We start from the raw sequence: 25,998 nt of genomic DNA, 5'->3' as shown, positions 1-25,998 counted from the left end.
GATAAACGGTGATAAAAAATGGATGGAATAATATTAGTAAATAAGCCTAAAGGAATGACTAGCCATGATGTGGTTAATAAATTACGAAAAATCTTACATACTAAAAAAGTTGGTCATTGTGGAACATTAGATCCTGATGCAAGTGGTGTACTAGTGGTATGTATTAATAAAGCAACAAAAGTTCTTCAATTTTTGACAAGTGAAAATAAGGAGTATATCACAACATTAAATTTAGGAACTAGTACAGATACATATGATGCTAGTGGAGTAGTATTAGAAATTAAGGAATATCAGTCAATTGATAATGATAAAATAATTAATTGTATAAAAAGTTTCGTAGGTGAACAGGTTCAAAAACCACCAATGTATTCAGCTATTAAGGTTAATGGCAAAAAGTTATATGAGTATGCTCGAGCTGGAGAAGCTGTGGAAATACCTGAAAGAACAATTAATATTGATTATATTGATGTTCTAGAAATTAAAAATAATTTGATTAAGTTTAAAGTTGGATGTTCTAAAGGAACATATATTCGCTCATTATGTTTTGATATTGCAGCAGCATTAGGTTATCCTGGACATATGCAGGAGCTGGTTAGAACGAAATCAGGTAAGTTTTCTTTAAGTGAATGTTATACACTGGAACAGATAGCTGATGGACAATATAATTGTTTAAATTTAGAAACTGCTTTAAGTGATTATCAGTGGTTAGAAGTTGAAGATGAAAATATTGTTTATCATGGTAAAAAGATTAAGTCTGATATGAATGAACAGGTTGTTATTGTAAATAAGGATAAAAAGGTTTTGGCAATGTATGGGCCTGATGGTAAAGGGTATTTGAAGAATATAAGAGGATTATGGTAATGAAGATCATATATTTAAATGAACAAGATAATTTGTTTTTAAAACCAAGTTGTGTAGCATTAGGTTTTTTTGATGGTTTTCATCTAGGACATTTGAAATTAGTTAAAGAAGTTATAAGTGTTGCCAAAAAGAATGATTTAAAAAAAGGATTATTAACTTTTGATGTTCAACCAAAATCTTTTTTAACTAATCAATCATTTAAGTATTTAATGAGTTTAGAAGATAAGATTGAATTATTAAAGAAATATAATTTTGATTATCTTTTTGTGTTGCAATTTAACGAAGCCTTAGCCAAATTAGAACCTGAAGAGTTTATTAAAGAATATATTATAGAAGCAAAAATTAAACATGTAGTATGTGGTTTTGATTTTCATTTTGGAAATCATGGTTTAGGTGACAGTAATGTTTTAATCAAAAATAGTAATAATAATTATCAAGTAACAATAATTGAAAAATTAGAATATGAAAATCATAAAATATCATCTAGTTATCTTAGAGAATTATTAAATAATGGAGATGTAGAAACTGTTACTAAATTATTAAATCGTCCATATAGTGTAAGTGGAGAGGTTATTTATGGGCGCCAAAATGGTCATAAAATTGGATTTCCAACTGCTAATATTGATGTTAAAGATTATGTATTACCCCAAAATGGAGTTTATGGTGCGAAGGTTTTTATTGATGATAAAGTTTATTTGGGAATGGCAAATTTAGGTTTTAATCCAACTTTTAAAACTTTATCTAAAGTTTCATTAGAAGTTAATATATTTGATTTTGATGAAGATGTTTATGGCAAAGTAATTACTATTGCATTTATAAAGAAAATAAGAGCTGAAAAAAAATTTGAAAGTGTTAATAAGTTAATTGAGCAATTAAACAATGATAAGCAATATATTACAACACATGTAAAATAAATATATGTAAGAGTCAATTGTAAAAAGTATATTGTGTTTGATAAAGAGGCTGAAGAAGTTGAATCCAATAGAAAATTATTTATTGATGAATAAAAACTAGTAAAATAGTTTTTTCTCAATAAATAGATGCATATATAAATGGTAGCATATAATTATATGTGACTATGATATTGGGGTATATTCCTTTTCATGTTATATAGATTAAAAACAGTTATTAAGATGACTGTAATGGGATAGATTTAAGTTAGTTACCTTTATATCAGAAATTAAATTGCTAATTATAAAACTTAGAAAAAAGTTGAGTGAATATAGTTTTAGTTTAATAAAAATATCAAAGCAGTGAAAATCACTTTTTATAATCGTGATCTCACTGCTTTTTGTATGCATGGCATATATCTATGTGGTGAAAGTCCATTTTATGGACGATGTCGCAACTACATATAAAAGATTAATATCATTATATTATTTTATCTTTTTCTTTTATAAGGCTTTTTCTCATTTGTTAAATTTAGAATATAATCGATACTTGTATTAAAGAATAATGCCATTTTAATTAAAATATCAAGTGGTATGTTAATATCACCACGTTCATATCTCGAATAAGTGGTTTGATTGACATTCAATGTTTTTGCAATATCAGCCTGGGTCAAGTTCTTATCTTCTCTTAAATCAAGCAATTTATTTGCTTTCATTTTCATAGTCCTCCAACTAATTTTAACTTATGCATATTGCGCATATTGACATTTATGCATATTTTGCATAAAATAAATATGTAGTTAACTACAAATACAAAATGAAATAGGCAAAGTCTAGATAGTCTATCCTTTTTCAACTGTGCCAATATTTTTCAATATATATGGTTGTTTCATTTATAAATGAGTTCTTGCTTAGTTATTTATTATAAGAACAAAAACTTTCCAATTTCATTAGAAATTTATAACAACTTATTCAGATTAGTATTTTTTGAAATAGAAATTAGGAACTGTTTCTTTTTTACAATGGATGACTCATTACAAGATATTTATCTACGATAAAAAAAAATAAACTACCTGAACATTAGTGTTAAACTGTCTGTTTATATTCAACTTTTCTTATTTCGAATATATAGTTTAGATACAATAGAGGGCTACTTATATGCATCATAAATCCATTAAACCTAAATTTAATTCGAAAAAATTTGTCATATATGGCCTAGATTACTTGTTATGTATTCTAAAAAACTAGTCTTGCTTCTATTGGTATACTTCCTCCTTTCCCTATTTAACTTTCATTACATTAGATCACATTATAGGAACAATGATTTCAAAATTGAAATATATATTAAGTCCAAAAATGTGCACAAAAGAAAGGGAATGAAAATAGAAAACAGCAAGAGTTTAGGAAAATTATTATTATTAATGTTATAATAAAGGTAGTTTAATATGTGAAATAATCAAATTATTTTTGCTCACTTTGGTGGAAGTAGCGAAAGATTGTATTAAAAAATGCGATTTTATTATTTTATTTAGAATATTTTACTAAGTGGTTAAAGATATGTCCAATAATCATGGGTGAAGCAAATACGGGTTATTATCAAGTAATTGATGAATAATTAACAAAACAATTGAAAAAATCAATAAAGATTCACTATCAATGAGAAAGAAAAGTTTACTTTATTCAACTATTTTGTGATAAAATGATTCATTATCTGTAATTATTATTTTAATAAAAATTTATATAAATCTTTATAAATTATATTAATATAATTTAGCATTTACGTTAAAGTATATAAAATCTCACTATTTTTTATTTATTTGAATTATTGATTGGTAATTTTATTCTAACTTAGGAAAAACTAATTCATTTAAGTCTAGATTTGAAATTAATGATTGCCTGTTGTATAATTAGTTTGATTGCAAGGAATTTAAGTTTTTTATATGATTTAAGTAGGTAGGCTAATCAAAGTACAGGATTAAAAAATATAAAATTCTTGATATAGAGGGATTGTAGTATAATTGAATATAAAGTAGCTTATTTATTAGAGTTTAATAACAACATAGAATGTATTGAAATTTTATCATTACCTCGATTGGGCTATGATATTATGGTTAATAACAACATAAGATGTATAAAAACCAGTATAAACTAGCTTTAGGTTATATTGTTTTTTTTAGTTTTAAAGTAATTTAACTGGTAATACTAAAACTGGTGATATAATGTATGGCTGGTTGATTTTCGCAAGTTTTCTATGGGGTAGTAATGTATTAGTTATGAAATATATGTTAGAACATGTATCAACGTATTATTTAGCAGCTTTAAAAGTTTTTCTTTCTGTTTTAGCTATTTTATTTGTGATGAGATATAAAAAAATAAAGTTAAAAAGAAGACGTGATTTTTTAGGGTTAAGAGTAGCAGTATTTTCTATAACGATAAATTTTATTTTAACATTTGAGGGATTAAATATAATTAGTGGTAGTTCTAATGCTATTATTAATTCATTAGCACCATTAATTACAATTCTTTTGTCTTGGTTTTTATATAAAAATAAAGTAAATAAAAATCAATTAATTGCGATGAGTGTTGCTTGCATAGGTTTTTTGATTTCAATAAACTTTAAATTTCAAGAACTTTCTTTAGGACATTTGATGCTGGTTGGAGGAATAATTTTTTATAGTTATGGAAACTTATTGATTCAACATAATTGTAAAAAGGAAGATAGTTTAACTTTTACATTGGAATATTTAAGTTATGGTTTTATACAATTATTAATAATATCTATTTTATTTCCACAAACAAACAATTTTAAAGATATTTCAATTATGTTGTGGATTTTATTTGTTCTCTTTTCAGGAATAGGATTTGCAATTATTCAGTTGATTTATTTTAAGGCAGTTCATGAAATAGGGAGTGTTAAAACCAGTTTTTTATTAGGGTTAAATCCAGTGTTTACATATATAGGTTCATTATTGTTACAAGAACAATTTGATTTTAGTAAAATGCTGGCAATGATTTTAATGGTGGGGGCAATGTTTCTTGCTAATAGAAATAATCTTATAGATAAAGAAAAAAGATAGTCAGGACTATCTTTGGTAATATTTAATTATTGCTTGGGTTCCTAAATCGTCATCTCCATTAGATTGCATAGTTTCAAACATTTTTAAAACTGTATTTAAAACTTCAAGGTCAAGGTTATTAGTTTTGTTTACATCCTTGGCTATTTTCATGTCCTTAATATAATGTTTGATAAAAAAACCAGGATCAAAATCACCAGATAACATTTTAGGACCATTATTGTTCATTTGCCATGATCCAGCTGCTCCACTAGAGATACATTGAAGCATTTTTTGAGGATCGAGGTCAACACTTTTTGCGTAAGTGATAGCTTCACATACACTAGCTAATGCCCCAGCTAAAGCAATCTGGTTAGCCATTTTTGTATGTTGTCCATAACCTGGTAAACCAACATAATTAATATTAGTTCCTAAAACTTCTAAGATAGGTTTTACTTGTTCAAAAATTTCTTTGTCACCACCTACCATAATAGAAAGTGTTCCGTTAGCTGCTCCAATATCCCCACCAGAAACTGGACAATCTAAACTGAATAATTTTTTTATTTTAGCCTGATTGTAGATTTTATTTGCTAAAAGTGGACTTGAGGTTGTAAAATCAATTAAAACTGTATTTGGTTGAGCACTATTTATAATCCCTTTTTCACCAAAATAAACTTCCTCAACATCATTTGGAAAACCTACCATGGTCATAATTATATCTTTATCTTTACAACATTGTTCAATATCATCACACCATTTTATTTTTTCATCTAAAAGATCTTTAATCTTATCTTTACTACGGGTATAAATAGAAATATCGTAATTAGTCTTACTTAAATTTAAAACCATTCCTCTACCCATTACTCCAACACCAATAAATCCAATTTTTTTCATTTATTTTTCCTCCAACAAATCTTTGAATAAATTTAAAAGCCTTTGTTGTATTTTATCATTATTTTTTTCTGGATGCCACTGTACACCAATAATATTATCCTTTTCTATACCTTCAATAATGTTATCTTCGCTTTTAGCACTAATCATAAAATCTTTAGCTAAGTGATTGATTGCCTGGTGATGAAAAGAATTGGTCATAAATTCTTCACCTAAATATTTTTTTAAAAGAGAATTATTTGTGGTTTTTACTAAATGCTGATAACTTGTTATTTCTTTTTGCATATGAAAATCTGATTCAAGATCTTGAATTAATGTTCCCCCAAAAGCAACATTAATTGTCTGTATGCCACGACAGATTCCTAGAATTGGTTTGTTTTGCTGAGTGAACATTTTAATCAAAGAAAATTCTAATGCTTCTAATTCAAATAGTTCTTTTTTTGTTTTAGGATGTATTTTTTCCTGGTAATAAATTGGGTCAATATCAAATCCTCCTGTAAGTAAAAGCCCATCACAATTGTCAACAAGAAATTGTTGAGTATCTTGGCTTGTTGAACCGATTGTAATTATATCTAGATGTGCTTGTTTGAACATTTCAAGATATTCATTATAAATATATAAAACACGTCTAGTACTGTATGAACGAAGTGGTGCTAATATTTTTTTGTTCATTAATAAATTCCTCCTTATATCTATATATTAAGATAAACGAAAATAATGTAAAGTATTGTAAAAATTATTAGATTCCACTTAGACATGACTTGTATGTTGTGGTATACTACTATAGGTAAGCTGTATATAAAGAGGGATGCGTAAATGAAATTTTTAGATAATATATTAGAAAAATTTGGTAGACAAAATGTTATTATTGTATGTGTAAGCATATTAGTGATTATTATAGGTATAATTGTTTATCGTGCCATAAAATTAAAAATGTATCGTAAAGAAATAGTAGAGCTTGAGAATCAAATGAATGCAATAAAAACTTTGCCAATCCAATATCGTTTAGGAAGAGTAAAAGGTATTGGTAAAAACATGCCAGAAGTACTTGAAAAATATGAGATATATGAAACTGAGTTTAATGAATTGAATATTTATCAAAATAATGATATTGCCCCATTGATTAACGAGGTAGATGAACAGCTTTTTTATCGTAAATTATCTGGGGTTCATGGTAAATTAGTGAAGTTAAGAAAAGAAATTATTGAATATGAAAAAAGAGCACAAGATTTATTAAAAAAGATTGAAGTTATTACAGAAATTGAGAATGTTCAACGAGTAGCGATTATTAAGATCAAAGAAAAATATCGTGCTGCTAGTGACAATTTTGCTGCAGTACGGTTTAAAATTGAGGATTTTGTTCCAGCAATTCCTGCTATTTTTAATGATATTGACAGTCGTTTTGTTTCATTGGAAGATATGATGAATAATCAGCGCTTTGATGAAGCAAAAACATTTGCTTCTAAAATAGAAAAGGATGTTGATTTGTTAGCTGCTAATCTTCGAGATTTACCTACATATATTTCGATTGTTCGTAAATACATTCCTAAACGTTTAGAAGAATTATATGAGATTTTAGAAGTGATGAAAGAAAAAGATTTTTCAATCGAAAAATTAAATGCTTCTGTACGTTATAATAAAATTTATTCTGATTTAGAAAATACGATTCAAGCAATCAAAGATTTAATGTTAGAAAATGTTGGTGCTTCTATTGAAGTAATGACTGAAGAACTAAATACTTTAGGAGCTGATTTAGAAAAAGAACAGACTGCCTATAATCAATATGAAGAAGCTCGTAATAATTGTTATCGTCATATTGAACGTTTAGATGAAGGGTTGAAACGTACAGTAAGTTCATTTGATGAATTACAACATAATTATTTACTTACTGATTATGATATTACAATCAATGATGATTATAAAAAATTTAAGTTAGTTGTGGATGATTTAGCAAAATTAACTAATATTATAGAATCAAAGGATTTTTCATATAGTGCTTTAATTGAACAGTTTGGTGAATTGGTGACACGTTGTCAACCATTTGATGATGCTTTAACTAAGTACAATGAATTAGAGAATTCATTACGTCTTCAGGAAAAAAGAGCTCTAGATGAGTTGGATAATATAAATATTGTTTTATTAGAAATAAAATCTGAGATAAAAAATAAACATTTACCAATGATTAATGAATCATATAAAGATTATATTGATGACTCATATTTAAAAGCGGATGAAATTTTAAAGTTTATACGTCATCGACCAATTGATTTAGAAAGATTATCGGTTCAAGTTGATGCAGCACGTGATGTAATATATAAATTATATGATAATGTTCATAATTTGATTGTGACAGCAGAGATGGTAGAAGAAGCAATTATTTATGGTAATCGTTTCCGTAGTTCTTTTTTAGAGGTTAATACAGAATTGACTAAAGCGGAATTATTGTTTAGAAATGGAGAGTATACTAAAGCACTTTCTACAGCTGTTGATATTATTGAAAAAATAAATCCAGGTTCTTATGAGATGTTGATTAATAAAAACACAAAGTCAGTGTAGGACTTTGTGTTTTAATTGCATATAATAAAATAGGGGGTTATTATGATATATTTAGATTATGTAGCAACAACGCCGTTAAATTCAGAAGTTTTAACGACATACCATAATTTATTAGAAAATTATTTTTATAATGCTGATTCAGCATATGATAAAGGTATTGAAATTAATCGTTTGATGGAACATTCACGAAAACTATTAAGTGAGACATTTAAAGTTAAAGAAGATGAATTGATTTTTACTAGTTGTGGCAGTGAAGCAAATAATTTAGCTATTAAAGGTACTGCTTTTCAATATCAAAATCGTGGTAAACACATTATTACTACAGCTATTGAGCATTCATCAGTTTATGAAAGTTGTAAAGAATTAGAAAAAGTTTTTGGATTTGAAGTTACTTATTTAAAAGTTGATAAAAAAGGTCGTATATCTTTACAAGAATTGCAGGATAGCATAAGGGATGATACTATTTTAGTATCTATTATGTATGTAAATAATGAAATTGGTGTTATTAATCCAATTGAAGATATTAAAAGAATTGTTAAAAAACACGATAAGATAAAGTTGCATTTTGATATGGTTCAAGCTTTAGGAAAATTGCCAATTGATTTAAATGATGTTGATCTAGCATCTTTTTCAGCTCACAAAATATATGGATTAAAAGGCAGTGGTTTATTATTTAAACGACGTTCAACTACACTTGTACCATTAATAAATGGAGGTCAACAAGAATTTGGTCTGCGAGGAGGAACATCTAATGCTTGTACTAATATTGTTTTTGCAAAAACTCTACGTTTAGCATTAGAAGATTTTGATAATAAAGTACAACATATAAAAAAGATCAATGAGTATGCAAGACATTGTTTAAAACAAATTCCTGGAATAGTAATTAATAGTGATGAGTCTTGCTGTATTACAACAATTTTGAATTTTTCATGTCCTGGTTATAAACCAGAAGTTATTTTACATGATTTAGAAACTAAAGAAATTTATCTTTCAACACGTAGTGCATGTTCTTCTAAAACAAGCAATGTTTCAAGAGTTATGGCACAATTACACCTGGATGATGCAGTTGCTTCAAGTGCGCTTAGAATTAGCTTTGGTGAGCATACTAGTAAAGAAGATATTGATCAGTTTTGTTACTATTTAGAAGAAAGTTTGGTAAAATTAAAGAAGCAGAGGTAGAAAATGGAAGCAAATTATATATTAGTTCGCTTTGGTGAGCTTACAACAAAGGGAAAAAATCGTAAACTATTTACAAATCGTCTTTTAAAAAATACAAAAGAAATCTTAAGTGATTTTAAACAATTAAATTATGATTTACAACATGATCGTATGTATATTATTTTAAATGGTAGTGATCATCAAGCTGTAAGTGATAAATTAAAAACAGTTTTTGGTATTTATTCTTTTTCAGTTGCTTATAAGTTAGAAAAAAATCTTGAACTAGCCAAACAAGCAGTTTTACAAATAATTGAGAATAATGAAGGAAATACTTTTAAAATTAATACTAAGAGATCTGATAAAAATTTTCCAGGCTCTTCTCAAGAGATAAATCGAGAAATTGCAGGATATATTTTTCATCATACAACAAAAAAATTAAAAGTAGATGTTCATAATCCTGCAATTCTAGCAACAGTTGAAATTCGTTATGATGCAATCTATGTTATGGATAATATTATTAAAGGAGCAGGTGGTTATCCAGTTGGTGTTGGAGGAAAAGCTTTACTAATGATGTCAGGAGGAATTGACTCACCAGTAGCTGGTTATTTGACATTAAAACGTGGAGTTGATCTTGAATGTATTCATTTTGCTGCTCCACCATATACTAATCAATTAGCACAAGAAAAAGTTTTTGATTTGGTTGATAAATTACGTCATTATGCCCATGGTCAAATTAAAGTTCATGTTATTAATTTTACTAAACTGCAGCTAGCTGTTTATGATCATTGTGATGAAAGCTATGCAATGACAGTAATGCGACGAATGATGTATCGTATTAGTGAAAGAATTGCTCATAAAAATAATTGTTTGGCTTTGGTTAATGGAGAAAGCATAGGTCAAGTAGCTTCACAAACACTAAATAGTATGCAGGTAATCAATGAAGTTGTAACAATTCCAGTATTAAGACCTGTTTTATGTCTAGACAAATTAGAAATTATTGATATTGCAAATAAAATAGATACTTATGAAATATCTATTCGTCCTCATGAAGATTGTTGTACAATTTTTACACCTAAAGCTCCTGCTACAAAACCCAAAAGTTATAAAGCAGAAGCTTTTGAAAAAGAATTTGATTTTGAAAAATTGATTGAAGAATGTATTGAAAATGATGAAGAAATTGTAGTAAATAATACTTATAAGCAAAATATTGAATTTTTTTAAAAAAATGATGCATAAGTTTTTAACTTTGACACAAGATATATGTGTCAGGAGGTGAAACTATATGTCACAAAATAACTCTAGTAGAAACAAATTAGTTGTTCCCGGAGCTCAAAATGCAATTGATCAAATGAAATACGAAATTGCAAACGAATTTGGCGTTAATTTAGGTCCTGATACAACTGCTCGTGAAAACGGTTCTGTCGGTGGCGAAATTACAAAAAGATTAGTTGAGATGGGACAAAAACAAATGACTTCATCAAGTCGTTATAATCAATCTAAATAGATGATAAAACCCCAGAATTATCTGGGGTTTTAATGTGTTTATGCTAATTATAATAAAAGGTGATATTTGATTTTTTACTCCGTTTTAACTCCCATAGGGTTTTACTTCTTCATAACATTAGTTATTTGTTCGTATTTATCTTTGAATAATTATCAATAACCGCTATCAGATATTTGATTGTAACATAAACTGGCTGTAGTTTGAACCTAAAGTGAACTAGTTTTTTTGTGTTTTGTATAATAAAAAGGCTAAGACATTAATTGCCTTAACCCTATTTTAATATTTTATGTTAAAATCACTCTTCATCTGAATTTCTTTCAACTGATAAATGACAATGTTTTTGATTAAAATTTTCCATAATTGTATCCCAATCTCCATTTTCATAAAGTTCTTTATTTTCTGAAATAAAAGAATCTGTTATGTCTTCTCCTTTATTTGAATCTATAATTTTTACACCATATTCATTTTTATTAAAAGCATCTTCAAGGTATTTGATTGTATTAGGATAAGGGTTTGAATCCCCGTCAATAATTGCGCATACTATAACTGATATTATTGCAAGTGCGAAAATGATTGTAATAATAGCCCCTTTTGATATTTTCATAAATAACTACTTTTTAGTTAAAAGTTAAAGTATCTGGAATTGAGAATTTATCATAATATAGACCCATTCCGCTATTATTACCATATTGTTCATCATAAACTAGAAATGAGAACTTGCTATAAGTGACTTTTCTTTTATTAGTTGCAACAGTTTTACTATATGTTAATTTAATATCACTTACGTTTCCAGAGGTAAGTGATCCTTTATATATATATGGATTACCAATGTTAGTATATTGTCCAATTGCATCGTTAAATGTACAAACAGCTTTTACTTTTCCACCAAACTCATTTGATGTTTTTCTACCATTATATTCTAAAATTTTATAAATCCAATCAGTTTCTTTGGAAACTGATTGAGAAACATATGGTGTTGGCACAGATATTTCTGGTTCATCAGTCTTGCTAACTTTTAACAGATAACCTCCACTAGCGTAATTTTCCATAACTGATTCCCAGGCTTTATTCTGGTTATCTAATATAAACTGTTCAGTGATATCAACACATGAATCATCAAAGATATGAACATCATGGACATTTTCATTAAAAGCATCTTTAAGATATTTATTTGTATTAGGATATGTTTTAGCATAATATCCTACACTTTCTGTTGCACTAACACTACTTATTGATAGCAATAAAACCACTAAAACTAATAATGCACTGCAAAAATTCCTATTCACTTGTTTTAAAATTTTCATTTTTTCTCCATCCCGCGACTCTCACTTGCCACTGTTTTATTATTTTGCAAAATAAATAATAATGATAAAGAAAGCGCTCTCTATTATCAGAGTACCAATATGAGGTACAAAAGTCAAGCAATATTATATTTTAATAATTCCTGATATTTTGTAATAGATATCGTTGTTTCTGTTTTTTTATCCTTTAAACCTGTTTTACAGTCCCTATCAGTTTACAAAAATCTGTCAGAATACTTTATAATTTGTATATATAATTATATTCATGAGAGAAGAAAAATGGTGAAACTACATGAAATTATGGATAAATTAAAGAATAAATAAAAAAAGCACCTGATGATTGGATGCTTTATTCTTATTATATAATGAGTTTTTTGCAAAAAAAGCATAGTTATGGATGCCATTGAGAGAGGACCTAACTATGCATAAAGATATTATCATAAAAATTTATAAAAATGAAGTAATTTTATAGGATAAAATATACAACAAGAGATACAAATTAGAAACTAGCAATAAGAAAAAATATATTAATCTTAAAATCTTTAAATATTAGTTCATTATTTAAATAAGATGCTAATAAATCTCTTAGAAAATCATTTGTTTTTTTTGGTGAAATTGAACGTATGATATTTAATTATATGTTCTGCTTCTCGTACAAAAGAATAGACATAGTAATTTCCATTGTACCTTGAACACTTGAGTATAATTTCGTAGCACTCGTATGAAGATAACTCAAAATCAAGCGATCCTTTATAGATGGTAAAACCTAGAATTATCTGGGGTTTTAATCATTAGTGATGGTAGTAAAAAAATTTTAAATATTTTTTACTAATATGTATAATTTAAAATTTATAACACAAAATATATGTGTCAGGAGGTGAAACTATATGTCACAAAATAACTCTAGCAGAAACAAATTAGTTGTTCCTGGAGCTCAAAATGCAATTGATCAAATGAAATACGAAATTGCAAACGAATTTGGCGTTAATTTAGGTCCTGATGCAACATCTCGTGCGAATGGTTCTGTAGGTGGCGAAATCACTAAAAGATTAGTAGCTATGGGACAATCTCAAATGAGTTCATCTAATTATAATCAATCAAAATAATTATTTTAAAACCCTAGTTTAACTAGGGTTTTAAATTTCAAATAAATTAGATTTTTTTAAGGATAAATCATAAAAATAACAATAAAATTTGGAAGTGCTTTCAAAAAATGTTGAGTTTAGTTGATATTTTAGGTACAATTAATATATGACAGAAATAAGGAGGAATTATAAATGGTAAAAGTAATGGCTATAAATGCAGGAAGTTCTTCTTTGAAATTCCAGTTAATCAATATGCCAAGTGAAGAAGTTATAACTTCTGGACTAGTAGAAAGAATTGGTTTAGAGCAAGGTAACTTTGAAATGAAATATAATGGTGAGAAGTTTACTAAACAATGTCCAATTGTAGATCATAGTGTAGCAGTACAACTATTATTAGATGCTTTAATTGATCAAAAAGTAGTAAGCAGTTTAAGTGAGATTGAAGCTTGTGGACATAGAATTGTTCATGGTGGAGAATATTTTAATGATTCAGTTAAAGCAGATGAGGAAGTTGTTGCTAGAGTTGAAGAGTTAGCTGAATTAGCACCACTTCATAACCCTGCTCATATTGTTGGTTATAATGCTTTTAAAGAAGCGTTACCAGGTGTTGAACATGTATTTGTTTTTGATACTGCTTTCCATCAAACATTAGATCGTGAAAGATATCTATATCCATTGCCATTAGAATATTATACAGATTTAAAAGTACGTAAATATGGTGCACATGGAACAAGTCATAAATATGTATCACAAGTCGCATTAGAAATGTTAGGAAATCCAAAACATTCTAGAATTGTTGTTTGTCATTTAGGAAATGGGGCAAGTATTTCAGCGGTTCAAGATGGTGTATGTATTGATACTTCAATGGGCTTTACACCACTAGCAGGAGTAATGATGGGAACACGTTGTGGTGATGTGGATCCTTCAATTATGCCTTATTTATGTAAAAAACTAGATAAGACACCAGATGAAATATTAGATATTTACAATAAAAAGTCTGGAATGTTAGGGATTTCTGGAATTTCTTCAGATTCACGTGATATTGAAAATGCCTTATTTAAAACTGGAGATGAGCGAGCTTTATTGACTGGGCTATTATATGCACGAATCGTATCTAAGTTTATTGGTAGTTATTTTGTTGAAATGGGTGGTATTGATGCTATCGCATTTACTGCTGGAGTTGGTGAAAATGCATCTTATTTACGTCGTTTAATTATTGATAATGTTTCTCGAGCATTAGGGGTTTTCTTAAATGAAGAAGCTAATGAGACAAGAAGCAAAGAAAACAGATTGATTTCGCACCAATATTCAAAAGTTGATGTTTATGTAATTCCAACTAATGAAGAAGTAATGATTGCTCGTGATACTATAAGAGTATTGGGATTATAAAGAGTTAAGAAGTTATTGAATATTTATTTCAATAGCTTTTTCTTTATGTCATTTTTGTTTATATTTATAATAAAATATGTTATAGTTGATTGTATTATAAGGAGTGAGAAAATGGATCAAAATATTATTGCAAAAATTGAAGCATATGACTACATTGCAGTTTACCGTCATATTAATCCGGATTTTGATGCTTTTGGTAGTCAATTTGGGATGTATGATATCATAAAAACAACATACCCTAATAAAAAAGTTTATCTTTGTGGTGATTTTAGCTCAGAATTAGTAGGAAAATATACAGTAGATTTTAATGATGATACAGTTGATTATAACAATGAAGTATTAGGAATTGTATTAGATACTGCTAATAGGGAAAGAATTGATGATGACAGTTATACAAAATGTAAAGAAATTATTAAAATTGACCATCATATTGTTATAGATAGTTATGGAGATTTAAATTATGAAGATAGTACAGCTAGTTCTGTAAGTCAATTAGTTACTCAGTTTTTTAAAGATAATTCTACTTTAAAGATAACTAAAGATGGTGCTGCTGCTTTATATTTAGGTATTATTGGTGATACTTCCAGATTTTTGTTTAAAAGTACAGATGTTAGAACATTTGATGCTGCAAGTACTTTATTAAAGACAGGAATTGATATAGTTGACATATATAATCGTATCTATCTAAGAAAAGCTAAGGATTTAGAAGTTAATAAGTTTATTTTAAATAATTATAAATTTGATGGTGGTGTAGCTTATTATGTTTTAAGAGATGAAGATTTAAAAAATCTAAAAATAAGCAGAGAACGAGGATCAGATTTTGTTAATATTCTTTCAGGTATTGAAGAATATAAAATTTGGGTAGCAGTAACAGAAAATGTAGTAGATAATAATTGGCGTATCAGTATTCGATCACGTGATATAACAATTAATGGGATTGCACAAAAATATAATGGTGGTGGACATGCTCTAGCAAGTGGTGCAAAATTGGATGATTTTGAAATGTTGCCAAAATTAATTGAAGATTTAAAGGAGCTAATAAATGAATAAAATTAATGAAATATTTGCAAATTTTGTTGAAGGATTTACCTTTCGTAAATATCAAAACAATGTGGTTAATAAATCAGAAAAAGGGGCTTTTGTTAAAGCTTTTATACTTACTTTAGTTATAGCTTTAATTAGTGAATATGCATTATTGATACCATTAAATATTAAGGCTCCACAATTTATTATATATGTTTGTTTTTTATTAATTATTTTTGATTTTTTATATTTTAGTTTTAATCGTGGATTTAATAAGATCATGAAATATAGTCTGATTATTATTGGATTGTTAGTTATTTATGTGGCAGGAGGAACATTTGCCAGCTCAACGATATTTAATGCTAAAAGTTATCAAAAACAGTTAACATTAGACAAAAAAGCAGATTTCTTTGAAGATAATAAGACTATCTCTTATCAGTCAATTCCAGTTGTTGATCGTGACAGTGCAATTAAACTAGGAGATCGTAAAATGGGTGAAATGGTTGATTATGTTTCTCAATTTGAAGTTGATGAATCATATGAACAAATCAATTATAATGATAACCCATATCGTGTAACACCGCTTGAATATAGTGATTTGATTAAATGGTTTACTAATCGTGGAGATGGATTACCTGCTTATATTCGGGTAAATATGGTAACTCAGGAATCAGAAGTTGTTAAATTAAAAGAGGGAATGAAGTATTCTAAATCGGAGCATTTTGGAAGAAAAATTGAACGGCATTTACGAGCTAATTATCCAACTTTGATGTTTGATACTCTTGCCTTTGAAGTTGATGAAAAAGGGACACCATACTGGATTGCTCCTGTTTATGATTATAAGATTGGTATTTTTGGTGGTAAAGATATAACTGGTGCTGTGCTGGTTAATGCGATTAACGGTGATCATCAGTATTATGATATTAAAAAAGTTCCACAATGGGTTGATCGGGCATATCCGGCAGAATTAGTTTTAAGTCAGTTGGAAAATTATGGGAAATTTACAAATGGATATATTAATACTTTACTTTCACAAAAAGGTGTATTACGTCCAACTGATGGTTATAACTATGTTGCTATTAATGATGATGTATATTTATACACTGGTTTAACATCAGTTTCTAAAGATGCTTCTAATGTCGGTTTTGCAATGATCAATTTACGAACTAAGGAAGGGAAATATTATAATATTTCTGGGGCAGAAGAGTATTCAGCAATGTCTTCTGCTGAAGGACAAGTTCAAAATCTTAAATATAGGGCAACTTTCCCGATTTTAATTAATGCAGGGGGACAACCTACTTATTTCTTATCTTTAAAAGATGATGCTAATCTTGTGAAAAAATATGCTTTTGTTAGTGTCGAGAATTATCAAATTGTTGCTACAGGTGATAGTGTAGCTCAAGCTGAACAGGCATATTATGCTTTGCTTGAATCAAATGGTAAAAAGATGGATGCTGGTGATTTTAAGACAAATAAATTGACAGGTGCAATAACTGCGATTAATGAAGCTGTAATTGATGGGAATAGTACTTATTATTTTAAAATCGAAGGTAATGAAACTGTATTTATTGGTGATATTAGTTTAAGTAATCGTTTCCCATTGGCTAAAGTGGGTGATAATGTAACAATTGAGTTTGTTAATAGTAAAGATGACAGTGAGGTAATTACTTCAATTAAATTTAACTAGCAGAAAACTGTAGTTTTCTGCTTTTTTACTTGGGGTTTGACTATATTTACAAAATAAATTATGTTATAATCTTACAATGAATTGAGGTGTTTATATGAAACCAAAGGTATTGGTAGTTGATGATGAAAAGGATATTAGAGAATTGATTGGGTTTTATTTAAATAAAGAGGGTTTTGAAATGTTAGAAGCTAGTAATGGTGAAGAAGCATTAGAAATCTTTGAAAACGAATATGTTGATTTAGGAATCATTGATGTTATGATGCCAGTAATGGATGGATTTGAGCTAGTTGAAAATTTAAAGGAGTTCAAAGATGTTCCAGTAATCATGCTGACAGCTAAAGGTGAAAGTAAAGATAAACTCCGTGGTTTTTCAGTAGGGGCAGATGATTATGTAGTAAAGCCGTTTGATCCTACTGAGTTAATGGCTCGTGTAAGAGCAGTGTTAAAAAGATATAGTGTAAATACATCAAACATCATCAAATTAAATGAAGTTGAATTTGATGGTGAAAAATATGAGATTCGCTATAAGGATGAAATGATTCATCTGCCATTAAAACAATTTGAGCTAGTATTTGAGTTAGCTAAACATCCTGAACAAATTTTTAGTCGTGAGCAGTTAATTGAAAAAATATGGGGAATGGATTATGATGGTTTTGATCGTACTGTTGATGTACATATAAAAAGAATTCGTGAAAATTTAGGTCATTTACCAGGATTTAAGGTTGTTACGGTAAGAGGGCTTGGATATAAGGTAGAAGTTGAATGATGAAATCTATTTATGGTAAATTAATTTGTGGTTTTTTAATTACCATAGTTTTTAGTTTTTCAGTTGCAGGATATGTAGCTTTAAGAAGCAATTATGATCAGATTGCAGATATGGCACAAAATGAATTGAGTGCGACAAGTGAATATGTTGTGGGAATTTTAAATAGTTTAGAAGATACTAATATTAATGATATCATGGATCAGTATGCAATTAGCTCAGAAATTAATATTACGCTATATTCACCAAATTATGGATATTATACATATGGTGGTAATAAATATGCACCATCTAAAGAGATGATGAAAAGATATTATTATGATGATAGTAAAAATGGCTGTTATGCTGAACAGAAAAGTATCCAGTCATATGGTAGTAAGACAAATATAAGAGATATGGATGTATATGTTTATGTTCAAAAAGATACTAGTTATGAAAAAAGTATTTTTGCCAATTCAGCTGTATTAATTCTAGGATGTGTATTTTTATCAGGAAATTTAGTATTTATTGCGATTGCTGATATTATTGTCAAACCAATCACCCGTTTGACAAATGCAACTAAAGAGTTATCTAAAGGAAACTATAGTGTTCGAGTGAATTATGTTGGTGATGATGAGATATCAAGATTAAATCAGGGGTTTAATCAAATGGCACAGCAGTTAGCTAAACAGGAGGAAACTAGACAGAAATTTATTTCTGATATTTCGCATGAATTTCAAACGCCATTAACTGCGATACAAGGATTTGCTAATATATTAAAAGAAGAAGATTTGCCAAAAGAACAGCGTCAAAAATATGCTGATATTATTTTGTTTCATTCTAAACGTTTATCAACATTATCTAAAAATATGTTACAATTGACTCTTTTAGAGCGGGAAGAAGTTGAGTTAGAGTTTACGACTTTTTCTATTGTTGAACAGTTATTAAGGGTTATTTCGACTCAAGAAAATCAGGCGATTTTAAAGGATATTGAAATTGAATTTGAAAGACCTCGAAAAGATGCCATGGTATATGGTGATGAACAAAGATTAGAACAAGTATGGATAAATATTATTTCTAATGCAATCAAGTATACTGATAAAGGTGGATTGATTACAATAAGAGTTAAAAAGACTTCTAGAGAAGTTGAAGTTTCAATAGAAGATACTGGACATGGAATGTCAAAAGAAGTTATTTCACATATATTTGAACGATTTTATCGTGAAGATAAGGCTCGTTCAGTTGAAGGTAATGGACTAGGGTTATCAATTGTTAAGTCTATTATTGATTTACATCATGGAAATATTGATGTTATTTCACAAGTTGATGTGGGATCAACCTTTATTATAAAGTTACCAAGTGAACGAAAATCTTTTGATTTAAAAGAGAAATTATCATTAAATAGAAAGGATTAATACATGGAATTATTAAAACAAAGAATTTTGAGAGATGGTATTGTAATTATGCCTAATATACTTAGAGTTGATAGTTTTTTAAACCATCAAATCGACTGTTCGTTATATCGTGAAATTGCTAAAGAATTTAAAGAACGTTATAAAGATACCAATATTAATAAAATATTAACTATTGAAGCTTCAGGAATAGGAATTGCTTTAGCGACAGCTTTTGAATTTGGAGATATACCAGTGGTTTTTGCAAAAAAAGGTACTGCTAAAACAACTAGTACTCATTTATATACATCGAAAGTTCATTCTTTTACAAAAGGAATTGATTATGATGCAATAGTAAGTAAAAAATATTTGAATGAAAATGATAATATTTTAATCATAGATGATTTTTTGGCTAATGGTCAAGCTGTTTTAGGAATGATTGATATTGTGAATCAAGCTAAAGCAACAGTTGCTGGGGTTGGAATTGTAGTAGAAAAAGGTTTCCAAGATGGACGAAAACTGATTGAAAATCAAGGATATCGTGTAGAATCATTAGCGATTGTTGATGATTTTAAAGATGGAACAGTAATTTTAAGATAACGAAAAGGGGATATAAATGTATTTAAAAAGAATTGAATTACATGGTTTTAAATCATTTGCCGATAAAGTTAATGTTGAGTTCCAACCTGGAATTACAGGGATTGTTGGACCTAATGGTTGTGGTAAATCGAATATCTCTGATGCTGTTAGATGGGTACTTGGAGAACAATCAGTAAAATCATTACGTGGTGCTAATATGTCTGATGTCATTTTTGCAGGAAGTGAAGATCGTCGTGCTCAAAATTTAGCTGAAGTTACTCTTGTTTTTGATAATAGTGATCGTTTTATGAAATATGATTATAATGAAGTAGAGATTACAAGAAGGCTTTATCGCCAAAATAATGAAGCTGAGTATTTGATTAATAAGCAGCAGTGTCGTTTGAAAGATATTGTGGATTTGATTATGGATACTGGTTTAGGGCGAGATTCTTTATCAATTATTTCGCAAGGTAATATTTCTAGTTTTGCTGATAGTAAGCCAGAAGAACGAAGAGGAATCTTTGAAGAAGCAGCAGGAGTTTCTAAATATAAAAAACGTAAATTAGAATCAATTCGTAAATTGGAAAGAACTAAGGAAAATCTGGAACGGATTGGAGATATTGTTGCAGAGTTAGAGAAGCAGGTTGGTCCTTTAAAAAGGCAGAAAGATAAAGCTGAAAAGTATTTAGCTTTGAAAGATAAGTTAACTGCAATTGAAGTTAATGTTTTAATTAGTGAAATAAGTGAAGCTAAAAAAACACTTGATGGGCTAAGTAAGACAATGAAAGATTTAAATGAACAACAGGTATCATTAGAAACTGATATTCAGTTAAAAGAAAATAGTAATGATGAGATAAAGAAAAAAATGTTTTCATTAGATCAGCAAGTTAATGCACTGCAAACCAAACTATTAGAAGCAGTTTCCAATGTTTCTAAATTAGAAACAGCTAAAGTAGAGGTTGATCAAAAAAGAAAACATGCTTTAGAAACACTAAGTAAAGAAAATTTACAAGAAAATATTGCTAATATGAAAGCAATTTTAAGTGATATTGTTAATGAATATAATGATCGTGTAGAACGTTTAGAAAATACTGAAAAAGAGTTAAATGAGGTAATTGAAAGTCAGGGAAATAGAAATAAACGTTTAGCTAAATTGAAAGAAGAAATTGAATATTTAGCTAGCGAAATTAATAAAAATAAATCACGAAAAGAAATTTTAATTGATGCAGTTGAAAATAAATCAAATTATCATCATGGAATTAAAACAGTTTTATCACTTGCAAAAAGTAATAAAAATATTATTGGAGTTTTAGGTGATTTGATTTCTACAAAGGAAGGCTATGAGCTGGCAATATCTTCAGCATTAGCTGGGGCTTTAGAGTTTATTGTTACAACTGATGATTTAACAGCACGTGAGACAATTAAATTTTTACGTGATAATAAAGCTGGTAGGGCAACTTTTCTACCAGTTAGTACAATGAAGCCGCGTGACGTTCGTGAAGAACATCTGATGGTAAGTAAGACAATGGAAGGTTATCTTGGATTGGCTAGTGATTTTGTTAGTTATGATGATAAAATCAGTAGTATTGTGCTAAATCAGTTAGGAAATATTATTGTTGCTCAAAATATTGATGCTGCTAATGAAATAAGTAAGGCAACATTTTCACGTTATAAGATCGTTTCTTTAGACGGAGATGTTGTAAATGTTGGAGGTTCTTTGACAGGGGGAAGCTTTAATCGTAGAAAATCATCTTTGGTTCAAAAAAGAGAACTTGAAGAAGTGGCTATTACTCTAGAAAATCAGGAAAAAGAATATGCAATTAAGCGTAATGAATATAATGTATTGGATAATGAAATTAAAGAAGTTTCACATGCTTTATTACAAAAACAGATGGCCTATGCAAAATTAGAGGTTGTTGTTCAAGGCAAAAGAGAGGAATTAATTAAAGCAAAATCTGAATATGAATCTTTATCAGACCAAAATATAGAATTAGAGGATTTTGCAAGTGGTAAAACTGAAAGTAAATTGATAAATCAATTGAATGAAGCAATTAAATATCGAGATAATTTAACTGAAGAAATTAAATCTAAACGAGAACTTAGAATGTCTTATGTTAATCAAAATGAAGCTTTAGATGTAGAATTAAGAGAATGTCGTAAAGATTTAAAAGATATTCAAAATGAAGTTAATAGCAGTGCTATTAAAGCAACTAAATTAGAAACAATGTTAAATAATCACTTAACTCGTTTAAATGATGAATATCGAATGACTTATGAATATGCTGTAGAACAATATCAAGAAGAAATTGATGTTGAACAGGCTAAACTAGAAGTCTATGAATTGCGAACTAAAATAACAAGATTGGGAAATGTTAATGTTGATGCTATTGAAGAATATAAAACAGTTAGTGAACGGTTTGAAAATATGAATCGCCAACGAATTGATTTGATTCAAGCTCAAGATAGTATTTTAGAGGCGATTAGGGAAATGGATGAAATTATGGTTGAACGTTTCTCTAATACTTTTGAAAAAATAAATTTGGAATTTAATACAGTGTTTAGAAGTTTATTTGGCGGTGGGAAGGCTAAAATAAAATATACTGATCCAACAAATATTTTAGAGACTGGTATAGATATTGATGTTCAGCCCCCAGGTAAAGCAGTACAAAATATTACTTTGTTTTCAGGTGGAGAAAAAGCATTAATTGCTATTTCCTGCTTATTTGCAATATTAAGAGTTAGACCGATTCCAATGTGTATTTTAGATGAGGTTGAAGCAGCTCTGGATATCGCAAATGTTGAAAGATTTGCCAAATATCTAAAAGAGTTTTCAGGAACGACACAATTTATTGTAGTTACACATCGTGAAGGAACAATGGAAGAATGTGATCTGCTTTATGGAGCGACAATGCAACAAAAAGGAGTTACTAAATTAGTTAGTGTTAAATTAGAAGAGGCAATTGATTTAAGTGATCCAAGTTAGGAGGAATTTTAAATGGGATTTTTTAGTAAAGTTAAGGAGAAGTTTGTTGGTAAGTCGGCTAAACAAAATGATAAGTATGTAGCAGGGTTAGATCGTTCAAATACAACTTTTTCTGATCGAATCAATGAATTAGCTGCTAGATTTAGAGAAATCAATGATGAGTATTTTGAAGAATTAGAAAATATTTTGATTATGTCAGATGTTGGGGTTTCAATGGTGATGAAGATTGTTGCTGAAATCAAAAATGAAGTACGTTTACAAAATATTACTAATCCTAAAGAAATTAATGAAATAATTGTTGATAAAATGTTTGTGATTTATGCAAATGATAGTGTTATGACAACTAAGATAAATTATGCTGATGAAGGTTTAACAGTAATTTTGATGGTTGGGGTTAATGGCGCTGGTAAAACAACTACAATTGGTAAATTAGCTAATCGTATTACCAAAGATGAGGGTAAAAAGGTTATGGTTGCTGCTGGAGATACTTTTAGGGCTGGAGCAATCGATCAATTAGCTGTTTGGGCAAATAGAGTTGGTGTTGAAATTGTTAAAGGTAATGAAGGTGGTGATCCATCTGCTGTGGTTTTTGATGCTTTAAAACAAGCAAAGGAAAAGAATGTCGATGTTTTGATCTGTGATACGGCAGGTCGTTTGCAAAACAAAGTTAATTTAATGAAAGAATTGGAGAAAATGAATCGTATCATTAAACGTGAAGTACCTGATGCACCACATGAAACTTTATTAGTTATTGATGCGACAACTGGTCAAAATGGAGTTAGTCAGGCTGTTGAATTTTCAAAAATCACTGATGTAACAGGCTTGGTTCTAACAAAAATGGATGGAACTGCAAAGGGTGGAATTGTATTATCAATTAAGGATCAATTAAATTTACCAGTTAAATTTATTGGGCTAGGTGAACAGGTTGATGATTTACAAGAATTTGATTTAGACCAATATATTTATGGTTTATGTAAGAATTTAGTAGAGGAATAACATGGAGTCTAGTTTAGAAAAGAAACAGCGAGTCAATTTATTGATGGATTGTTATGGTGATTTATTGACGGAAAAACAACAAGTGTATTTGGATTATTATTATCATGAGGATTATTCGCTTTCTGAAATTGCAGAAATATTAGATGTTAGTCGAAATGCAGTTTTTGATAATTTGAAAAAAGCTGTGCATTTATTGGAAAATTACGAAGAAAAGTTAGAATTAATGAAAAAACATCAAGAAAGACTTGACTTAATTCAAAGAATTGAAGAAGATATATCTAGTGAACATAAAGAAATAGAAGAATACTTAGATTTACTAAGGAAGATATAGGAAGGGGTAATTATGGCTTTTGATTCATTATCGGAACGTCTGCAGGGGACATTAAAGAAGGTCTCTGGTCAAGGACGTTTAACAGAAAAAAATATGGAAGAAATGCTAACTGAGATTCGTTTAGCATTATTAGAAGCAGATGTAAACTTTCAAGTTGTAAAAGAATTTATTGCTTCAACTAAGGAAAAGGCTTTAGGACAAGATGTTTTAGGGTCATTAAAACCAGGTCAAGTAGTAGTAAAGATAGTTCATGATGAATTGGTTGAATTATTAGGAACTAGCGTTGCCACAATTGATTATGATAAGAAACCTACTGTTATTATGATGGTTGGTTTACAAGGGTCAGGTAAAACTACTACTGCTGGTAAGATTGCCAATTTAATTAGTAAAAAACATGCTAAGAAACCATTATTGGTAGCGGCCGATATTTATCGTCCTGCTGCAGTTGATCAGTTAAAAACATTAGGTGAACAATTAAATGTCCCTGTTTATGAAAAAGGAACTTCACAATCAGCTGAATCAATTGTTGAAGAAGCGATGCGTTTTGCTCGTGAAAATAATAATGATGTAATTATTATCGATACCGCTGGTCGTTTACATATTGATGAACCTTTGATGAAAGAGTTATCAAATATTAAACAAATTGCACATCCACATGAAATATTATTAGTAGTTGATGCTCTTACAGGACAGGATATTGTTAATGTTGCAAGTTCATTTAATGAACAATTAAGCATTACAGGAGCGGTTTTAACGAAATTAGATGGTGACTCTCGTGGTGGTGGAGCTTTATCTATTCGACACATTACTCATGTTCCAATTAAATTTATTGGGACTGGTGAAAAATTAGATGCTATTGATTTATTTTATCCAGATCGTATGGCAGATCGTATTCTTGGAATGGGGGATGTTGTATCTTTAGTAGAAAAAGTTCAAGATGTCTATGATGAAAAAGATACAATGAAAACTTATAAACGGATGCAGTCAGGACAATTTGGTCTTGATGATATGCTTTCACAAATGCAACAGTTAAGAAAATTAGGACCTCTTTCTGGAATATTAAAAATGATTCCTGGAATGCCTAAAATTCCTAAACTTAATGATGAGGATTCGGATCGTAAGTTAAAAGAAACTGAATCAATTATTTTTTCGATGACAAAAGAAGAACGCCGAGATCCTAGCATAATTAATCTTGCTCGTAAAGAAAGAATTGCAAAGGGATGTGGAAAAGATATTGCGGCAATTAATCGTTTATTAAAACAATTTGAAGAATCTAAAAAGATGATGAAAATGTTAGGTAATTTTGATCCAGAAATAGGAATGCCAACACAAAAACCTAAAAATAATAAATCATTTGATCCAAATCGTAAAAAAGTACGTCATAAAAAGAAAAAGAAAAAATAAATTTGAGATATCAGTAAATATCTGATATCTTTTCTATTTTTAAGATAGAATATAACTAGTATATTTTTTAAATCAATAATTAAGGAATGATTATTATTGTTATTTTTATTATTGATTGTATAAGTAATAAAGACTAAATTACTTGAGAAGATTAAATATATTAGGGTGTCAAGT

Annotated in this window: 23 protein-coding genes; 18 read left to right on the top strand and 5 right to left on the bottom strand. The window is 28.7% G+C overall.

All coding sequences use genetic code 11. The features are described 5' to 3' along the window. Positions 1-18: 18 nt before the first annotated feature. Together truB and BMW96_RS01265 are read left to right on the top strand one after the other, a co-directional pair. Complete coding sequence (gene truB, locus BMW96_RS01270; protein ID WP_092351689.1) at positions 19-861, top strand: tRNA pseudouridine(55) synthase TruB; 843 nt, start codon at positions 19-21, stop codon at positions 859-861. Further along, the gene (locus tag BMW96_RS01265; protein WP_092351687.1) at positions 861-1,775 is read left to right on the top strand and encodes a bifunctional riboflavin kinase/FAD synthetase; all 915 of its coding nucleotides are present in this window, start codon (positions 861-863) and stop codon (positions 1,773-1,775) included. Before truB ends, BMW96_RS01265 begins: the two co-directional genes overlap by 1 nt. A gap of 467 nt (positions 1,776-2,242) precedes the next feature. Here the strand turns inward: BMW96_RS01265 and BMW96_RS01260 are convergent, their stop codons facing one another. Next, on the bottom strand, positions 2,243-2,467 hold the full coding sequence (locus BMW96_RS01260; RefSeq protein WP_092351684.1) for a helix-turn-helix domain-containing protein: 225 nt from the start codon (positions 2,465-2,467) through the stop codon (positions 2,243-2,245). A 1,503-nt stretch (positions 2,468-3,970) separates the two neighbouring features. Here BMW96_RS01260 and BMW96_RS01255 point away from each other — a divergent pair. Beyond that, the gene (locus BMW96_RS01255; protein ID WP_092351682.1) at positions 3,971-4,828 is read left to right on the top strand and encodes a DMT family transporter; all 858 of its coding nucleotides are present in this window, start codon (positions 3,971-3,973) and stop codon (positions 4,826-4,828) included. A gap of 6 nt (positions 4,829-4,834) precedes the next feature. Here BMW96_RS01255 and BMW96_RS01250 read toward each other — a convergent pair whose 3' ends face one another. After that, complete coding sequence (locus BMW96_RS01250) at positions 4,835-5,698, bottom strand: NAD(P)-dependent oxidoreductase (protein ID WP_092351680.1); 864 nt, start codon at positions 5,696-5,698, stop codon at positions 4,835-4,837. Then, positions 5,699-6,367 (bottom strand): gamma-glutamyl-gamma-aminobutyrate hydrolase family protein, encoded by a 669-nt coding sequence (locus BMW96_RS01245; RefSeq protein WP_092351678.1) that lies wholly within the window; start codon positions 6,365-6,367, stop codon positions 5,699-5,701. It lies immediately after the preceding gene. 144 nt (positions 6,368-6,511) lie between these two features. Between BMW96_RS01245 and BMW96_RS01240 the strand changes: the two genes are divergently transcribed. From BMW96_RS01240 to BMW96_RS01225, 4 genes are all read left to right on the top strand, one after another. Next, positions 6,512-8,251, top strand: a complete 1,740-nt coding sequence (locus BMW96_RS01240; RefSeq protein WP_092351676.1) for a septation ring formation regulator EzrA — start codon at positions 6,512-6,514, stop codon at positions 8,249-8,251. Between the two features lie 42 nt (positions 8,252-8,293). Continuing rightward, positions 8,294-9,430, top strand: a complete 1,137-nt coding sequence (locus BMW96_RS01235; RefSeq protein ID WP_092351673.1) for a cysteine desulfurase family protein — start codon at positions 8,294-8,296, stop codon at positions 9,428-9,430. A gap of 3 nt (positions 9,431-9,433) precedes the next feature. Continuing rightward, positions 9,434-10,630: a tRNA uracil 4-sulfurtransferase ThiI gene (gene thiI, locus BMW96_RS01230; protein ID WP_092351671.1), complete on the top strand. Its 1,197-nt coding sequence runs from the start codon at positions 9,434-9,436 to the stop codon at positions 10,628-10,630. 61 nt (positions 10,631-10,691) lie between these two features. Further along, the gene (locus BMW96_RS01225; RefSeq protein ID WP_092351669.1) at positions 10,692-10,913 is read left to right on the top strand and encodes an alpha/beta-type small acid-soluble spore protein; all 222 of its coding nucleotides are present in this window, start codon (positions 10,692-10,694) and stop codon (positions 10,911-10,913) included. A 295-nt stretch (positions 10,914-11,208) separates the two neighbouring features. Here the strand turns inward: BMW96_RS01225 and BMW96_RS01220 are convergent, their stop codons facing one another. Then, positions 11,209-11,517, bottom strand: a complete 309-nt coding sequence (locus BMW96_RS01220) for a hypothetical protein (protein WP_092351667.1) — start codon at positions 11,515-11,517, stop codon at positions 11,209-11,211. Between the two features lie 13 nt (positions 11,518-11,530). Beyond that, the gene (locus BMW96_RS01215; protein WP_092351665.1) at positions 11,531-12,217 is read right to left on the bottom strand and encodes a hypothetical protein; all 687 of its coding nucleotides are present in this window, start codon (positions 12,215-12,217) and stop codon (positions 11,531-11,533) included. An 884-nt stretch (positions 12,218-13,101) separates the two neighbouring features. Between BMW96_RS01215 and BMW96_RS01210 the strand changes: the two genes are divergently transcribed. The 11 genes from BMW96_RS01210 to ffh all read left to right on the top strand — a co-directional run bounded on the left by BMW96_RS01210 (position 13,102) and on the right by ffh (position 25,824). Then, positions 13,102-13,320, top strand: coding sequence for an alpha/beta-type small acid-soluble spore protein (locus BMW96_RS01210; RefSeq protein WP_092351663.1), 219 nt, complete (start codon positions 13,102-13,104; stop codon positions 13,318-13,320). Positions 13,321-13,491: 171 nt separating this feature from the next. After that, positions 13,492-14,688, top strand: coding sequence for an acetate/propionate family kinase (locus BMW96_RS01205; protein ID WP_092351658.1), 1,197 nt, complete (start codon positions 13,492-13,494; stop codon positions 14,686-14,688). A 111-nt stretch (positions 14,689-14,799) separates the two neighbouring features. Beyond that, the gene (locus BMW96_RS01200; protein ID WP_092351656.1) at positions 14,800-15,738 is read left to right on the top strand and encodes a DHH family phosphoesterase; all 939 of its coding nucleotides are present in this window, start codon (positions 14,800-14,802) and stop codon (positions 15,736-15,738) included. Then, the gene (locus BMW96_RS01195) at positions 15,731-17,398 is read left to right on the top strand and encodes a hypothetical protein (protein ID WP_092351654.1); all 1,668 of its coding nucleotides are present in this window, start codon (positions 15,731-15,733) and stop codon (positions 17,396-17,398) included. The genes BMW96_RS01200 and BMW96_RS01195 overlap by 8 nt, the downstream gene beginning before the upstream one ends. A gap of 94 nt (positions 17,399-17,492) precedes the next feature. Next, positions 17,493-18,164 (top strand): response regulator transcription factor, encoded by a 672-nt coding sequence (locus BMW96_RS01190; protein ID WP_092351652.1) that lies wholly within the window; start codon positions 17,493-17,495, stop codon positions 18,162-18,164. Beyond that, on the top strand, positions 18,161-19,555 hold the full coding sequence (locus BMW96_RS01185) for a HAMP domain-containing sensor histidine kinase (RefSeq protein ID WP_092351650.1): 1,395 nt from the start codon (positions 18,161-18,163) through the stop codon (positions 19,553-19,555). Before BMW96_RS01190 ends, BMW96_RS01185 begins: the two co-directional genes overlap by 4 nt. 3 nt (positions 19,556-19,558) lie before the next feature. Beyond that, positions 19,559-20,131 carry a xanthine phosphoribosyltransferase gene (locus BMW96_RS01180; RefSeq protein WP_092351648.1) on the top strand — a complete coding sequence of 191 codons (573 nt, stop codon included), beginning with the start codon at positions 19,559-19,561 and terminating at the stop codon, positions 20,129-20,131. Positions 20,132-20,147: 16 nt separating this feature from the next. Further along, complete coding sequence (locus BMW96_RS01175) at positions 20,148-23,093, top strand: chromosome segregation protein SMC (RefSeq protein ID WP_092351646.1); 2,946 nt, start codon at positions 20,148-20,150, stop codon at positions 23,091-23,093. A gap of 12 nt (positions 23,094-23,105) precedes the next feature. Beyond that, a complete protein-coding gene (gene ftsY, locus BMW96_RS01170; protein WP_092351644.1) occupies positions 23,106-24,089 on the top strand; it encodes a signal recognition particle-docking protein FtsY in 984 nt (327 codons plus the stop codon). A gap of 1 nt (position 24,090) precedes the next feature. Further along, complete coding sequence (ylxM, locus tag BMW96_RS01165; protein WP_092351642.1) at positions 24,091-24,420, top strand: YlxM family DNA-binding protein; 330 nt, start codon at positions 24,091-24,093, stop codon at positions 24,418-24,420. A 12-nt stretch (positions 24,421-24,432) separates the two neighbouring features. Then, positions 24,433-25,824 (top strand): signal recognition particle protein, encoded by a 1,392-nt coding sequence (gene ffh / locus BMW96_RS01160; RefSeq protein WP_092351640.1) that lies wholly within the window; start codon positions 24,433-24,435, stop codon positions 25,822-25,824. Positions 25,825-25,998 lie beyond the last annotated feature (174 nt).

The organism is Thomasclavelia cocleata (assembly GCF_900102365.1).
Classification (GTDB): domain Bacteria; phylum Bacillota_I; class Bacilli_A; order Erysipelotrichales; family Coprobacillaceae; genus Thomasclavelia; species Thomasclavelia cocleata.
Note: the sequence above shows the minus strand (reverse complement) of the source record. Positions and strands in the feature narration are given on the sequence as shown.

Bases quoted from the DNA above. Each gene is read 5' to 3' on its own strand.
- truB (WP_092351689.1), top strand. From the start codon at position 19: ATGGATGGAATAATATTAGTAAATAAGCCTAAAGGAATGACTAGCCAT.
- BMW96_RS01265 (WP_092351687.1), top strand. From the start codon at position 861: ATGAAGATCATATATTTAAATGAACAAGATAATTTGTTTTTAAAACCA.
- BMW96_RS01260 (WP_092351684.1), bottom strand. From the start codon at position 2,467: ATGAAAGCAAATAAATTGCTTGATTTAAGAGAAGATAAGAACTTGACC.
- BMW96_RS01255 (WP_092351682.1), top strand. From the start codon at position 3,971: ATGTATGGCTGGTTGATTTTCGCAAGTTTTCTATGGGGTAGTAATGTA.
- BMW96_RS01250 (WP_092351680.1), bottom strand. From the start codon at position 5,698: ATGAAAAAAATTGGATTTATTGGTGTTGGAGTAATGGGTAGAGGAATG.
- BMW96_RS01245 (WP_092351678.1), bottom strand. From the start codon at position 6,367: ATGAACAAAAAAATATTAGCACCACTTCGTTCATACAGTACTAGACGT.
- BMW96_RS01240 (WP_092351676.1), top strand. From the start codon at position 6,512: ATGAAATTTTTAGATAATATATTAGAAAAATTTGGTAGACAAAATGTT.
- BMW96_RS01235 (WP_092351673.1), top strand. From the start codon at position 8,294: ATGATATATTTAGATTATGTAGCAACAACGCCGTTAAATTCAGAAGTT.
- thiI (WP_092351671.1), top strand. From the start codon at position 9,434: ATGGAAGCAAATTATATATTAGTTCGCTTTGGTGAGCTTACAACAAAG.
- BMW96_RS01225 (WP_092351669.1), top strand. From the start codon at position 10,692: ATGTCACAAAATAACTCTAGTAGAAACAAATTAGTTGTTCCCGGAGCT.
- BMW96_RS01220 (WP_092351667.1), bottom strand. From the start codon at position 11,517: ATGAAAATATCAAAAGGGGCTATTATTACAATCATTTTCGCACTTGCA.
- BMW96_RS01215 (WP_092351665.1), bottom strand. From the start codon at position 12,217: ATGAAAATTTTAAAACAAGTGAATAGGAATTTTTGCAGTGCATTATTA.
- BMW96_RS01210 (WP_092351663.1), top strand. From the start codon at position 13,102: ATGTCACAAAATAACTCTAGCAGAAACAAATTAGTTGTTCCTGGAGCT.
- BMW96_RS01205 (WP_092351658.1), top strand. From the start codon at position 13,492: ATGGTAAAAGTAATGGCTATAAATGCAGGAAGTTCTTCTTTGAAATTC.
- BMW96_RS01200 (WP_092351656.1), top strand. From the start codon at position 14,800: ATGGATCAAAATATTATTGCAAAAATTGAAGCATATGACTACATTGCA.
- BMW96_RS01195 (WP_092351654.1), top strand. From the start codon at position 15,731: ATGAATAAAATTAATGAAATATTTGCAAATTTTGTTGAAGGATTTACC.
- BMW96_RS01190 (WP_092351652.1), top strand. From the start codon at position 17,493: ATGAAACCAAAGGTATTGGTAGTTGATGATGAAAAGGATATTAGAGAA.
- BMW96_RS01185 (WP_092351650.1), top strand. From the start codon at position 18,161: ATGATGAAATCTATTTATGGTAAATTAATTTGTGGTTTTTTAATTACC.
- BMW96_RS01180 (WP_092351648.1), top strand. From the start codon at position 19,559: ATGGAATTATTAAAACAAAGAATTTTGAGAGATGGTATTGTAATTATG.
- BMW96_RS01175 (WP_092351646.1), top strand. From the start codon at position 20,148: ATGTATTTAAAAAGAATTGAATTACATGGTTTTAAATCATTTGCCGAT.
- ftsY (WP_092351644.1), top strand. From the start codon at position 23,106: ATGGGATTTTTTAGTAAAGTTAAGGAGAAGTTTGTTGGTAAGTCGGCT.
- ylxM (WP_092351642.1), top strand. From the start codon at position 24,091: ATGGAGTCTAGTTTAGAAAAGAAACAGCGAGTCAATTTATTGATGGAT.
- ffh (WP_092351640.1), top strand. From the start codon at position 24,433: ATGGCTTTTGATTCATTATCGGAACGTCTGCAGGGGACATTAAAGAAG.